Genomic DNA, 13,606 nt, shown 5'->3' with positions numbered 1-13,606 from the left:
AAGAGGGGAAGAGGAAATGCAGAAATTTCCGTTGACCGTGGTCGGCGCCAATAAATTGCGCGCCGAACTGGAAGAGTTGAAAACCGTGGTTCGACCGCGCATTATTCAGGCGATCGCCGAAGCGCGCGAGCACGGCGATTTGAAGGAGAACGCCGAATATCATGCCGCGCGCGAACAGCAAAGTTTTGCCGAGGGTCGAATCGCCGAGATCGAAGGCAAGTTGTCGAATGCCAATATTATCGATGTGACCAAAACCGATGCCAACGGTAAGGTGGTGTTCGGCGCTACCGTCGAAATCGAGGATACCGGTTCCGGTAAGGTGGTTGTCTATCAAATCGTTGGCGAGGACGAAGCCAATATTAAGGAAGGGAGAATTTCGGTCGGCTCGCCGATAGCCAGAGCTTTGATCGGCAAGGAAGTCGAGGATGTAGTAGTCGTCAAGGCGCCGGGCGGCGATATCGAGTACGAAATTATTTCAGTAAAATATATTTAGCCGGCGTTCGCCGTTGAGAGGGGGCTGGCTTTCTCAACGGCTGCTAGGCCGGGGTTACTTCTTAGGATTGGGCCTGAACAACACCGCGATTTGGCCTATCGATTGCACCAGTTCGGCACCGGTTTCCCCACAGATTTGTTCGCTGATCGCGGCGCGATCGTGTCTTTCGGCGCGGATTTTGACTTTAATCAGTTCGTGGGCGAGTAGCGCTTGATCGACTTCTTTCACTACGGCGGGCGTCAAGCCGGCTTGTCCGACCATCACTACCGGGTTGAGGGCGTGCGCCTGGGCTTTCAGTTGTTTTTTTGGATCGGATTCACTCTGTTTCCTTCTGTGGTATTTCCGCAAATTTTACATGAATCGGGCATATGGCACGCAGCAAAAGTAGTCAACAATGGATGCAGGAACATTTTCAAGACGAGTATGTCAAGAAGGCCCAAGCTTTGGGATATCGTTCCCGTGCCGTCTTCAAACTGGTTGAAATTCAAGAAAAGGACAAGATTTTACGGCCGGGAATGAATGTCGTCGATTTGGGCGCCGCTCCCGGCGGCTGGTCGGAGTACGCTCGCAAGATGCTCGCGAAAAGCGACAAGGTGGTCGCGCTGGATTTACTGGCCATCGAGCCGATTGCCGGCGTTGACTTTATCGAAGGCGATTTTCGCGAGGACGAGGTGTTGCAACAACTTTATCAAGTGCTCGATGGTCGACCGGTACACTTGTTATTGTCGGACATGGCCCCCAATATGAGTGGTAGCCGGGAGACCGACCAACCGCGGGCCATCTACTTAGGCGAGCTGGCATTGGATGCCGCCGAGCAGTTTCTAATCCAAGGCGGGACCTTTTTAATAAAAATGTTTCAAGGCGCTGGTTTCGACGAGTACTATAATCAGGTGCGGCTACGCTTCAACAGCGTGGCAATCCGTAAGCCGAAAGCGTCGCGACCCAGGAGTAACGAGGTCTATATCCTGGCGAAAGGATTTAAAAAATAAGGAAAGTCCCCGCTGATCGAGCTATGATGGGCGGCGAGCTACGAGTATACCTGATACAATTACTCGGTTTATAAACGTTTGGAGCCATTCCTGGCCGGAGCGCGTACTTTGAGCGATATGATTAAAAATTTGGTTTTGTGGGTGGTTATCGCCGTTGTATTGATGGCCGTATTCAACAATTTCGGCGCGCGCTCGGCGCGTAGCGATTCGAACTTGTCGTATTCGCAGCTGATTGATGCGGTAAAAGCCGGACAAGTCCAGCAAGTAGTGATAGCCGACAACACGGTTAAGGGACGGATGCAGACCGGCGATAAGTTCAAGACTTATATGCCCAACGATCCGCATTTGATCGATGATCTGTTGGGCAACGGCGTCGAAATCAATGTGCAGCCCCCCGAAGAACCTTCGATGCTAATGCAGGTGTTCGTGTCTTTTGGACCCATCCTGCTGTTGATTGCGGTTTGGGTGTTCTTCATGCGTCAAATGCAAGGCGGCGGAGTCGGTGGTCGCGGCGGTGCTATGGGCTTTGGTAAGAGCAAGGCCCGCATGCTGGATCAAGACCAGAACAAAGTGACCTTCGCCGACGTTGCCGGGTGCGACGAGGCCAAGGAAGAAGTTCAGGAAATGGTCGACTTCTTGAAAGATCCCGCCAAATATCAACGTCTCGGCGGTAAAGTACCGCGCGGCGCATTGATGGTCGGACCTCCGGGTACCGGTAAGACCTTGCTGGCTCGTGCGATTGCCGGCGAAGCCAAAGTGCCGTTCTTCACGATTTCCGGTTCGGATTTCGTTGAGATGTTTGTCGGTGTCGGTGCTTCTCGGGTCAGGGATATGTTCGATCAAGCCAAGAAACATGCGCCTTGCATCATTTTCATTGATGAGATCGATGCGGTTGGTCGTTCCCGCGGTGCCGGTTTGGGTGGCGGTAACGACGAGCGCGAACAAACCTTGAACCAGTTGCTGGTCGAAATGGACGGTTTCGAGGGGCACGAGGGTATTATTGTCATCGCGGCCACCAACCGTGCAGACGTCCTCGATAAAGCATTGTTGCGTCCCGGTCGTTTCGACCGTCAAGTGGTCGTCGGTTTGCCCGATGTCAAAGGCCGCGAACAGATACTGAACGTGCATTTGAAGAAAGTGCCGGCCGCCGAAGATGTCAAGATCAAATACATCGCGCAAGGCACGCCAGGGTTTTCCGGGGCTGATTTGGCTAACTTGGTCAACGAAGCGGCTTTGTTCGCGGCGCGTTTGAACAAGCGTCTGGTCAGCATGATGGACTTGGAAAAAGCCAAGGACAAATTGATCATGGGCGCCGAGCGGCGCTCGATGGTAATGGACGAGAAAGAAAAGAAAATGACTGCCTACCACGAAGCCGGTCATGCGATTGTCGGCCGCTTGGTTCCGGAGCACGACCCGGTGTACAAAGTCAGTATCATGCCGCGCGGACGCGCATTGGGCGTGACGATGTTCTTGCCGGAGCGCGACCAATACAGCGCCAGCAAATGCAAGTTGGACAGCATGATCTCCAGTTTATATGGCGGTCGGATTGCCGAAGAACTGATTTTTGGCTGGGAACAGGTGTCGACCGGTGCGTCCAACGACATCGAGAGAGCGACCGAGTTGGCCCGCAATATGGTTACCAAATGGGGCTTGTCGCAGCGCTTGGGGCCGTTAGCATACAGTGAGGAAGAAGGCGAGATTTTTCTGGGTCGTTCGGTGACTCAACATAAGTCCGTCGCGGAAGAAACCTCCCATACGATAGACGAGGAAATTCGCTCCATCATCGACCGCAATTACGAGCGTGCCGAGAAGATCTTGAAGGATAATATGGATATCCTGCACGCGATGGCCGACGCGTTGATGAAATACGAAACGATCGACAAATATCAAATCGACGACTTGATGGAAAGACGGCCGGTACGGGAGCCAAAGGGTTGGGATGATACTCCGTCCTCCAACACCGACGCGCAAACCGGCCCTTGGGATCAAAAAACGCCCGATTCTTCGATCGGCGGCGCCGCAGAACAAGGCTAAGTAATTTTCGGCAAAACCAAGAGAGGCTTCGGCCTCTCTTTTTTTGGTCATATCAAGGTAGAACTAGCACTATGGCAAAAAAATATTTCGGAACCGATGGCATCAGGGGCAAGGTGGGCGAGCCGCCGATTACCGCGGATTTTTTACTCAAGTTAGGTTGGGCCGCCGGTAAGGTGTTTGCCAAGGAGAGCAACGGATTCGTATTGGTAGGTAAAGATACCCGGATCTCGGGTTATATGTTCGAATCGGCGCTGGAAGCCGGTTTGTCCGCCGCAGGCGTCGATACTCGCTTATTAGGGCCCATGCCGACGCCGGGAATCGCTTACCTGACTCGAACCTTTCGTGCCAGCGCCGGCATCGTTATTAGCGCCTCACACAATCCCTACTACGATAATGGCATTAAGTTCTTCTCGGTTGACGGTACCAAGTTGCCGGACGATGTAGAACAGCAGATTGAGCAATATCTCGACATGCCGATGACAACCGTGGAGTCGTCTAGATTAGGTAAGGCCAAGCGGGTTAACGACGCGGCCGGCCGGTATATCGAGTTTTGCAAGGCCTCGGTGCCGGCTCATCTGGACTTCAAGGGCATTCGTATTGTGATCGACTGCGCGAACGGCGCCACCTATCACATCGCGCCGCATGTTTTCAGCGAGTTGGGTGCGGAAGTCGTAACGATCGCCGCCGAGCCGGACGGCTTGAACATCAACGACGAATGCGGCGCCACCAAGCCGGAACTTTTGGCAGCCAAAGTCATGGAGTTTCGCGCCGATGTCGGAATTGCCTTGGACGGCGACGGCGATCGCATCATCATGGTCGACCACAAGGGCGAAATCGTCGATGGCGACGAATTAATTTATATCATCGCCCGTTCCCGTCAGGCTGAAGGTAAATTGGTCGGTCCAGTGGTAGGTACCCTGATGTCCAATCTTGGCATGGAGCACGCGCTAAAATCCGTGGGCGTGCCGCTGCTCCGCGCCAAAGTCGGCGACCGCTACGTCATGGAAATGCTGACCGAAAATAAGGGTATGCTGGGGGAGAAGGTTCCGGCCACATCATTTGTCTGGATAAGACCACGACCGGCGACGGTATCGTCTCGGCGTTGCAAGTACTGGCGGAAATGCAGAAGTCGGGCCAGAACTTGCATGAACTCAAATCCGGCATGAAAAAGTACCCGCAGGTTTTGATTAACGTCAAAACCGATAAAAAAGTCAAGATCGATGAAATTGCCAGCCTGAAACAGGCCGTCGAAAACGTGGAAAAGAAGCTCGGGGAAAAAGGCCGGGTATTGCTGCGATCTTCGGGAACGGAGCCGCTAATTCGTGTGATGGTCGAAGGCGTGGATGAAGACGACGTCAATAAATATGCCAATCAACTGGCGAACGATGTCAAGAAAGCTATCCCGGCTTGAACAAAAACACGTTAGCCGATATGATATGCGGTCTTATTTAGCTCGGAGGAAGTAATGCGTCGGTCTTTGATTATGGGAAATTGGAAAATGAACGGCACTAGGGAAGACGGCCAAAAACTCGCGAAAGCCTTGGCCGACGGTTTGGGCGATGTCGCGCAGGAAGTCGCGGTCTGCGTCCCGTTCGTTTACTTATCCGATATCCGCGCAACTTTGGCAGGTTCACCCATCGCTCTGGGTGCCCAAAACGTTGCCGACCAAGCCTCCGGCGCCTACACCGGCGAAGTATCGGCGGCGATGCTGGCCGAATGCGGCGTTAAATACGCGCTGGTTGGCCACTCCGAACGGCGTAGTTATTACGGCGACAGCAACGAGTCGGTTGCCAAGCGTTTTTGTCAGGCGCTGAGCCAAAACGTTCTACCGGTACTCTGCGTTGGCGAAACGCTGGAAGAGCGCGAGCAAGACAGAACCTTCCAAGTCGTCGACGAGCAGCTTGATGCCGTCATCGCCGCCGCCGGCATCGAAGCATTCGAGCGAGCCGTTATCGCATATGAGCCGGTTTGGGCCATCGGTACCGGTAAAGTCGCTAGCGACGAGCAAGCGCAGGAAGTTCACCAATATATTCGGAAACGGATTGCCGATAGAAGCCCGGCCATTGCCGAGAAAGTGCAAATTCTGTACGGCGGCAGTGTTAAGCCGGACAACGCGAAAGGCTTATTTGCAATGCCCGACATCGACGGCGGTTTGGTGGGCGGCGCATCGCTGGATGCCAAAGGCTTCCTGCAAATCTGCCATTCGGTCTAGTCCAACCCTTTAAAGGTTTTTATGTTGTACCAAATTATAATAATTATTCATATATTTCTGGGAATAGGCATCGTCGGTTTGGTGCTGATGCAGCACGGTAAAGGTGCCGATGCCGGTGCCGCCTTCGGTAGCGGTGCATCGGGCTCTGTCTTCGGTGCTCAAGGCTCCGCATCGTTTTTATCCAGGACCACCGCGATATTCGCGACCTTGTTTTTCATGACCAGTTTGGGTTTGGCCGCGTTAAGCGGTTATCAAGGCAAAAAAACCGACGTGATGGACGTAGCGCCTGTCGTAGCGCCGGTTAAATCGGACGTGCCTCTGTCGCAAGTCGCCCCTGGCTCCGATAGTGCTCCTGTCGTCGATGGCAAATTGCCGGAAGCGCCGGCAATCAAAGAGGTTGAGAAGCCGGCCGGAGCCGCTCAATAAAAGGCTTGGCACTTAAAGTTATGCCGACGTGGTGAAATTGGTAGACACGCCATCTTGAGGGGGTGGTGACGCAAGTCGTGCCGGTTCAAGTCCGGCCGTCGGTACCATTTGAGAATGCACGGAAGTGCAAAGAAGTACAAAAACCCGCGAATCTTCTGGGCTCGCGGGTTTTTTATTGTGCAAAGAAGTGCAACGAAATGCAGGGACATGCGCTTAAAAGTGTGTCCTTCATTGTGTCCTTTCATATAATGCCGTTCAGAAGGACACACTCGAGGACACAATATGGCCTTAAACCTCAATAAAGATACGGTCTACAGAACGGCCAAGCCGAAAGATAAGGAGTACTTCATCAACGATGGCGGTGGCCTCAATCTCGTGGTTGGAAAAAACGGTACAAAGATATGGAAGTTCATTTTCACCTTCGACGGAAAACGGAAAAAACTGTCGTTTGGTGTTTATCCGGACACGACCCTAGAGGCAGCTAGGCGTAAAGCGGAAGATGCCAGACAAAGCATTGCCAACAGGGTCGATCCCAGCGAAGCCAGGAAGGAAATACAAGCGGCAAGGCGGGCCACAAAACTTAACGACGAACGGATTAGCGCCGGCCTTCCGATAATTGATAGCTTCGCCGATATTACCCGGCAATGGCTTCTGTCTACCGCCCATTTGACCAGCGAGACCACGCACACAAAAAAACCAGTCGAATCGAACGCTTGGCGTTTCCAATCTTGGGCGACATTCCGCTAAAGGAAGTCAAATCCGGCGATATTCTGGCGGTTTTAAAGCCGCTAATAGACAAACACCAACTTGAAACAGCCCACCGGTTACACGCGGAAATTGGCTCGATATTCGCTTATGGAATCGTTCACGGATTTACCGACTACGACCCATCGCAACCGGTTGCCAAGCAGATACCGGCGCAAAAAGTTAAGCATCGAGCGGCGATAATAGAGCCAAAATCGGTGGGGCAATTGCTTAGAGACATTTATAACTACCAAGGCACATTCGTTGTGCAGTCGGCCTTCAGATTGTCGCCGTTGCTGTTCCAGCGCCCAGGGGAAATCAGGCAAATGCTTTGGGAAGACGTAGACCTCGAATCACGCGAATGGCGCCCGTACATCTCCAAAACCGACTTTGACCATATCGTGCCGCTATCCAGGCAGGCCATTAATCTCTTGGAAGGAATCAGACCCTTAACGGGAAGCGGAAAATACGTGTTTCCGTCTAGTCGCGGCGACGGCCGGCCAATGTCAGATAACACTATTCGAACCGCGCTCAAGTCTCTCGGCTACGATTCAGAGGTGATGACCGCTCACGGATTCAGAACTACGGCGTCGACATTGCTGAACGAGCAAGGCTGGAGTCCGGATGCGATCGAGCGACAGTTGGCACACTCACCGCGCGATCAAGTCCGTGCCGCCTACAACCGCGCGCAATATCTGGACGAACGTCGGCGGATGATGCAGGCCTGGGCCGATTACCTGGACGCCCTAAAAAACGGCGCGCAGGTGATTCAGTTCCCGCGCCAGGCTTAAAGCCAGATTGGCGATCAGCCGGGCGGCATGCCTTGCAACAGCGCAGCGCGTTCGGCCTTGGTGAGAGTATTCAACAAGTTGGCCGCCAATTGCAGCGTGGACTGAGCCGGCGGGTTGAGGTAGTGCTTAAAGCCTAATGTGGCGACGAACGTCGCGCCACATTCCTTGACATTGAGGCACTGGCAATACAAATCGGCGACGGTTTTTTCGTCGTTCAGATTATTGCGGGACGTGATGCGGGCTTTTGATTGGCAGTTTGGGCAATAAACAGTCATGGCGGCCTGGATTCCTGGAACGATGCCGACATTATGCCGCGCCGGCGCAATAGTTTTGCGGTTGTCGAAAATTTGATTATCATCCAATCAACCGGATAGCCCGACGGGGCGAAAAGCGGGTGTCGCTAGCCTGTTTCCGGTCATCCTTTCTTAGCGGCTTTCACTTTTAGCGGAGTGGGCAAATGAAACCCAATAAACTAGATACAAGCTGGTTTGATCTAAATAATTACGACGCCCTTAAAACCATGCAAATCGGTGGTTGGATTGAAGTCATAGAAACCAGAATAATGGCGAGCAATCCACATTATGACTTTTTCACTAAAGACTTTGTTAAACAGGTCAAATCTGGTAATCCGATAATTGATAGTTCAAATTATCAGGCATATTTACAAGAGGAGCTTGCGAAAAGCCGGGCCTTTCAAAAACCGTATTCAACCGCTTCAGTAAACAGTATTTCGACTTACAATTTATGGCATTTAACCAGGGAATTACATCACCCAAACCCAAACGAAGAACATATCTCACAACTTAGCTATCTGTGTCAGCTAAAGTCCAAGATGGGCCGTACACACGACAAGATGAACCTTACGCTGAATCCTTATGAAATCAACATCCATGAGGCCTATTATCCAGATCAGCCAGTCGGTGAGGCATATGTAAAGATAAACCTTATGGCAACTGACGATCAGATAAAGAAGGACTTTAGTCATTGGCTAAAATACTATCGTTCTCGAGCTGGTTCGTCAGTCATTCAGTCAAAGAACCAGAAGGCAAAGAAAGTTGAAAAAGTATTTGATAGCGTAGATTTCAAGAAATGGATTGAATATCAAGTTATTCCATATGCCGACTTAATTATTGTTTCACAATTTGAAGAAAATGAGTTAACAGTTCAAGATATTGGAGACTTATTATTTCCTTATTCGCATTTTGACAGGTCTGGAAAAATAAAAGGTAAAAGCGGAACTAAGAAAAAATTTGAAGAAATGAAAAAAGAAAAATGGCATGAAACGCTTAAATCTCAACTTTTAAAAGAAAAAATAGTCGAAAGGCGAATTACTGATAATTGTTGAAAACACAAGATTTTCGACTTGTCAAGATGTAACCTTTAGATGAATTTTGCTTCTAGCCGGTGCGTCCCTCAGTGCATAGCATTTATATGCACTATTCAGCAATTGAGGGCATCACATGGCAGAAACAGAACCGCTTTTAAATTCTCAGAACCAGGCTTTTTACCGCATAGACCATATCTGTGGTAATCCAAAAAAGTCCCCGCCAGTAGCGCCCATCATTCCCATTGGCAAACGTACATTTCTAAAGCGCGTTGCTGAAGGCAAGTATCCAAAACCCGTAAAGGCCGGCCGCTGTTCACTCTGGCGCAAAAGCGACATCGACAAACTGATCGACGAAATCAGCGGTGAGGTGACGGCATGACCGACCTAAACCTGAAACTCAAAATCGCTGGCGATTCCGCCCAGGCCGAACAAAGCGCCGGACGGGTCGATAAAGCCTTGCGCGGCTTGGAATCGACCGGGTCCAGAATCAACAACGTGCTGAGCGGGCTGGGCGTGGGGATTTCCGTCGCCGGCCTGGCCTCGTTCGTCAAGGAAGGCATCAACGCTGCCGACGCGCTGAATGACATGGCCGATCGTTCGGGCATCGCGGTCGAGAAATTGGCTGGGTTGGAATACGCGGTCAAGATCGGCGATACCACGCTGGAAGCGTTTGTTGCGTCTTCTAACAAGCTGTCGATCAACATCGCCAAGAACGCCGACGACTTCGCTAAGCTGGGCGTGACGGCAAAAGACCCGGTCGAGGCGTTTAAGCAGTTTTCCGACGTTTTCAGCAAAATCGAGGACCCGCAACAACGCGCCGCCCTCGGCGCGGCGGCGCTAGGCAAATCCTACGCTGAAATGGCACCGTTGCTGATGATGGGCGCTAACGGTGTGCAAGCATTGATCGACAAGGGACGACAGCATAACCCGATTACCGCCGAACAAGCGCAAAATGCCGGCCGGCTTAACGATAGGCTCACGGAACTTGGCAGCCGATCGCAGTATGCGGCACTGGTTTTATCGGGGCCCGTGGTAAATTCGTTGAATGAGTTCGGTGATGCACTGGATTTCGCGATAGAAAAATCCAGTGGCTTCCATCCATTGGACTTCCTCACAGACTATGCGAACGGGGATAGCGCCGCCGCGAAGCTGGGTCGGCTAAATCTACAGATCGGCGAAATCACCCAAAGCATTATCGACTTGAAAGCCGCCGGCGTGCGCGGTGGACGTGGGTTCGTGGCCAGCAACCTCGGCGAGATGGAAGCCGAACTGGACAAGCTGCAAAAAATGCGCGAGGCGCTGCAACCGAAGCCCGAGCCCAGTTCGGCTGTCGTGGCATTCGACGCGGCGTTGGCTCAGAGGTTTATCGACAACTTTCACGATGAAGAGACGGCAGCCAGTTCAGCGGAATCCGCCGTCAAAGCCTTGGACAACGCCTACCAATCCGCCGCGCAAACCTTGCGCCAGCAGATCGCCCTGCACGGCGACACCAGCGCCGCCGCGCAAATGGAGTTCGAGGTGCAATACGGTGCGCTGTCCAAACTTGACGACGCCCGCAAACTGATTTTGCTGAATCTGGCCGCCGAAAAAGACGCGGTGATGGCCAACATCGAGGCTTACAAAGAATACGATGGCATCATCGAACAAGGCCTGGCGCTGGCCGGCAAGCAGCGCGCCGCGCAGTCCGATCAATACGCCCGCTTGTTCGACCGCTTCAACCCCGGTTACAGCACGCTGACCCAAGGCATCGCCGACGTGGACCAGGCCAAGGCCCTGGGCCTGATAGACGCCGGCCGGGCTAAGGCGGAATACGACAAGTTGGGCAAGGCTTACAACGACGGCTTTATCGATCCGGCGCTGTCCGGTACCGACCAACTCAGCCAGTTCGGCGTGCAGGCCGCGCATAACATCGAGTCGTCTTTTGCGTTATTCATCCGAAATACCGGCAATGGCTTTGATGATTTGGAAGCGAGTTTTGCCGACACCGTTGCCACGATGGCGTCCAACTGGGCAGCGTCCGGCCTTGGCGATTTATTGCTCGGCAAGAACTTCGGCACCGATAAAGCTAGCGGCGACGGCTTGATCCAAGCCGGATTTTCGGCGGTCGGCAGTTTGTTTGGTTTCGCCGACGGCGGCGTTATGACCGGTTCCGGGCCAGTACCCCTACGCAAATATGTCGGGGGCGGCGTGGCCAGATCGCCGCAATTGGCGATGTTCGGCGAAGGCGATATGGATGAGGCCTTCGTACCGCTGCCGGATGGCAGATCAATACCGGTGACGATGAGCGGCAGCGGCGGCAGCCCGCTAACAGTCATCGTCAACAACAATACCGATGCCGGCGTGCAAGTGTCGGAGCGCCAAACCGGCAACGGCCGCGAGCTGGAAATCCTGGTCGATAAACGCATCGACCAGAAATTGTCCGACGCCAAGCGGCAAGGCGGGTTGTTTGCATGATCTTCTTGACTCGAAAAACCAGCAGCGCTATTCTGAACCCGCTTTCGAAAAAACGAAAGTCGGGATTGGAACCCCGTTTAGATATGGCGAAAAATCGCCGCGCCTTCATGCGGCTTTTTTATGTCCCCCGTTTAGCACGGCCTTATTCCGTGCCTATTCTGTTATGGCGGGATTGTTTGGGCAGCCCTTGCGGCTGGCCGCACCATATCGCGGTAGTTCCAACCCACTCAATCCCGTCGCCCAAAGTTTGGAACCTTTTGGCGGCGGTTGTTTCCTGCTAGATATGGAGTCACCGTTATGACCACCCAAGCCACGGGCCAATTGCGCCCAGAATCCACCCAACAACCCGAAGCCGTAAACGATTTCTTCCGGCAAATGGCCGATCTGGAAACCGAACGCCAAGCCGCCACTAAGGCCGGACTTCCGGCACTTGAGCGCCTGGCCGGAGTTGCCGAGCGCGATACCGGCCAAGCCGAAACTGTCCGCCTGTTCCTGTTGAGTTTTTATAACGGTTACCGTTTTCCGTTTAATCTGACCAGGCTGCGCGGTCTCGATAAACCCTTATTCAACGATGCCGTAGCCGTTCTAACACTCGACGCCAGAGTGACCGCGCAGGAAATCCATCACTACCTTGAAAATGGCAGCGAGATGTTTGAGCGCTGGGCGCAATTGCAAGGAGTTGAGTCATGAGAGAACAACACGCCAGTCAAACCATTTCCGCCAGGTCGATTACGTTGGCGGCTCGCGTTAAGTTGCCTTCCGGCCTAAAGCCAAGAAAATCCGGATGGGGAGAACCTCGCAAAATTCAGCTATCGACTGCCGAGGTCAGAGCATTACGCAGCAAATATTTTGCTGGCCCGATTGATCAGTTTTTGTCTATCAAGCAAAACCTATGCGAAACCAGCAACATCGAGGATGTCATCGCATCACTAAGAGGCGTTAAAAAGGCGATTGTCGATTATGCCAATACCTCGATACGTGATGTTTTGACCACCAAACTTGGCACCGTGTTTGTGCGTTCGCCGGGTGATTTTGGCGAAAGTTTCAATCTCAAGCCCAATATGAAGCGCTTGGAAAGCGCGATGGATGGTTCGATTTTTAACTTGGCTAGTATCGAAGCGGATTTTCACCAAAATGATGGGTATGTTGAGACGATAAGAATCGTGATGTTTTTGCAAATAATTTGGCGTCTTATAGATTTTGTCGACCGTGAAATTCGAGAGTTTGAGGCTAAGGAGGAAGCCGGTTTACGTGCCACCGAATTTACGAGCCGGAAACCTCAGACGGTTGATTTAATTGTGTCGAGATTAGCGCCTGATAAGAAAAAGCCGGGTAAGTCAAAAAAGTTATTAGAAATGGAGGTCGCGATGAATAAAACAAACAATATCAAAATTGTTGTCGATCGGCTTCAAGCCGCTTGGCCGGAGCTAAACCGTAAGTTTTCAGCCAGGCATGTTCTGGCGGATAACCTATTCTCGGCCGCCAATCGATTCGACGAAGTTGCTGGCGAGGTATGGGAAAACACTTCCGGCATCGAATTGCCGGCGATTGATTATCGCCCCACATGCACCGCGCCGTCGTTCAATGAAATCAAACGTTGCTTTGGTGAATTGGCCAAGCACATGGACACCTTGGGCAAACCGCCGGCGTGTTACGCCCGGTTCAATCGCCAGTGGCTTTTGGATCTGTGCAAGCATTCGGCGAACCTGCTCGGCGCCGTCGATTGGTTGGTCACCGAATCCGCCAAAGATGACGCGGACGGCGACACGCCCGCGCCTTCGACCACGCCGGACTTCAGCCATCGGCTTTCGCCTGTTGGTCTTGAAACTGGCACGCTGGGTTTGCTGGATACCGTGAACATGGCCGCCGACAAGCTTTTGGCGATTGCCACCATGCTGTCAGACCACTTCGCGATCGACGATGACGAAAACCGGCCGAGTGACGAAACGGTGTTTTTTGCGCTGCAATCAATCAAACACGAGGCGCAAGACATTAAGGCCGTTGTGGACGGGTTTCATCGAGAACGGCAAAACCAACACGCATAAAAAAACCGGCGACCCGCCAAGATACGCCGGTTTCTTGCAAAGTTTCCTCAAGCACGGGCATTTTAACCCGTGGGAATTGCTTTGCAAGGCC

General features: G+C 52.6%; 14 protein-coding genes, 1 tRNA gene and 1 pseudogene. 14 read left to right on the top strand and 2 right to left on the bottom strand.

What is annotated here, in order from left to right; all coding sequences use genetic code 11:
- Positions 1-16: 16 nt before the first annotated feature.
- Positions 17-493 (top strand): transcription elongation factor GreA, encoded by a 477-nt coding sequence (gene greA, locus ACP4CD_RS06865; protein ID WP_064025414.1) that lies wholly within the window; start codon positions 17-19, stop codon positions 491-493.
- A 54-nt stretch (positions 494-547) separates the two neighbouring features.
- Here the strand turns inward: greA and yhbY are convergent, their stop codons facing one another.
- On the bottom strand, positions 548-841 hold the full coding sequence (yhbY, locus tag ACP4CD_RS06860) for a ribosome assembly RNA-binding protein YhbY (protein ID WP_426994046.1): 294 nt from the start codon (positions 839-841) through the stop codon (positions 548-550).
- A 20-nt stretch (positions 842-861) separates the two neighbouring features.
- Between yhbY and rlmE the strand changes: the two genes are divergently transcribed.
- From rlmE to ACP4CD_RS06820, 8 genes and pseudogenes are all read left to right on the top strand, one after another.
- Positions 862-1,482 (top strand): 23S rRNA (uridine(2552)-2'-O)-methyltransferase RlmE, encoded by a 621-nt coding sequence (rlmE, locus tag ACP4CD_RS06855; protein ID WP_168030459.1) that lies wholly within the window; start codon positions 862-864, stop codon positions 1,480-1,482.
- Positions 1,483-1,599: 117 nt separating this feature from the next.
- On the top strand, positions 1,600-3,516 hold the full coding sequence (ftsH, locus tag ACP4CD_RS06850) for an ATP-dependent zinc metalloprotease FtsH (RefSeq protein ID WP_175463748.1): 1,917 nt from the start codon (positions 1,600-1,602) through the stop codon (positions 3,514-3,516).
- Between the two features lie 71 nt (positions 3,517-3,587).
- Positions 3,588-4,927: pseudogene (gene glmM / locus ACP4CD_RS06845) on the top strand (phosphoglucosamine mutase).
- 54 nt (positions 4,928-4,981) lie between these two features.
- A complete protein-coding gene (gene tpiA, locus ACP4CD_RS06840; protein WP_071159433.1) occupies positions 4,982-5,728 on the top strand; it encodes a triose-phosphate isomerase in 747 nt (248 codons plus the stop codon).
- Between the two features lie 21 nt (positions 5,729-5,749).
- A complete protein-coding gene (gene secG / locus ACP4CD_RS06835; protein ID WP_426994045.1) occupies positions 5,750-6,154 on the top strand; it encodes a preprotein translocase subunit SecG in 405 nt (134 codons plus the stop codon).
- 22 nt (positions 6,155-6,176) lie between these two features.
- Positions 6,177-6,261, top strand: a tRNA-Leu gene (locus tag ACP4CD_RS06830).
- A 175-nt stretch (positions 6,262-6,436) separates the two neighbouring features.
- Positions 6,437-6,901 (top strand): Arm DNA-binding domain-containing protein, encoded by a 465-nt coding sequence (locus ACP4CD_RS06825; RefSeq protein ID WP_426994044.1) that lies wholly within the window; start codon positions 6,437-6,439, stop codon positions 6,899-6,901.
- Positions 6,883-7,689 (top strand): tyrosine-type recombinase/integrase, encoded by an 807-nt coding sequence (locus ACP4CD_RS06820; RefSeq protein ID WP_426994043.1) that lies wholly within the window; start codon positions 6,883-6,885, stop codon positions 7,687-7,689. The genes ACP4CD_RS06825 and ACP4CD_RS06820 overlap by 19 nt, the downstream gene beginning before the upstream one ends.
- Positions 7,690-7,703: 14 nt before the next feature.
- Here the strand turns inward: ACP4CD_RS06820 and ACP4CD_RS06815 are convergent, their stop codons facing one another.
- Entirely contained in the window at positions 7,704-7,964 is a 261-nt protein-coding gene (locus tag ACP4CD_RS06815) for an ogr/Delta-like zinc finger family protein (RefSeq protein ID WP_426994042.1), read from the bottom strand.
- A 182-nt stretch (positions 7,965-8,146) separates the two neighbouring features.
- Here ACP4CD_RS06815 and ACP4CD_RS06810 point away from each other — a divergent pair, with 182 nt between their 5' ends.
- The 5 genes from ACP4CD_RS06810 to ACP4CD_RS06790 all read left to right on the top strand — a co-directional run bounded on the left by ACP4CD_RS06810 (position 8,147) and on the right by ACP4CD_RS06790 (position 13,515).
- Positions 8,147-9,034, top strand: coding sequence for a DUF6387 family protein (locus ACP4CD_RS06810; protein WP_426994041.1), 888 nt, complete (start codon positions 8,147-8,149; stop codon positions 9,032-9,034).
- A gap of 115 nt (positions 9,035-9,149) precedes the next feature.
- Positions 9,150-9,395 (top strand): helix-turn-helix transcriptional regulator, encoded by a 246-nt coding sequence (locus tag ACP4CD_RS06805; RefSeq protein WP_426994040.1) that lies wholly within the window; start codon positions 9,150-9,152, stop codon positions 9,393-9,395.
- Positions 9,392-11,470 carry a hypothetical protein gene (locus tag ACP4CD_RS06800; protein ID WP_426994039.1) on the top strand — a complete coding sequence of 693 codons (2,079 nt, stop codon included), beginning with the start codon at positions 9,392-9,394 and terminating at the stop codon, positions 11,468-11,470. Before ACP4CD_RS06805 ends, ACP4CD_RS06800 begins: the two co-directional genes overlap by 4 nt.
- A 375-nt stretch (positions 11,471-11,845) precedes the next feature.
- Positions 11,846-12,160, top strand: a complete 315-nt coding sequence (locus tag ACP4CD_RS06795; RefSeq protein WP_426994038.1) for a DUF7673 family protein — start codon at positions 11,846-11,848, stop codon at positions 12,158-12,160.
- Entirely contained in the window at positions 12,157-13,515 is a 1,359-nt protein-coding gene (locus tag ACP4CD_RS06790) for a hypothetical protein (RefSeq protein ID WP_426994037.1), read from the top strand. Before ACP4CD_RS06795 ends, ACP4CD_RS06790 begins: the two co-directional genes overlap by 4 nt.
- Positions 13,516-13,606 lie beyond the last annotated feature (91 nt).

This window comes from Methylomonas stagni, assembly GCF_050154735.1.
Classification (GTDB): domain Bacteria; phylum Pseudomonadota; class Gammaproteobacteria; order Methylococcales; family Methylomonadaceae; genus Methylomonas; species Methylomonas koyamae_A.
The sequence above is the reverse complement of the archived record's forward strand: the minus strand, read 5'-3'. Positions and strand labels throughout refer to the sequence as shown.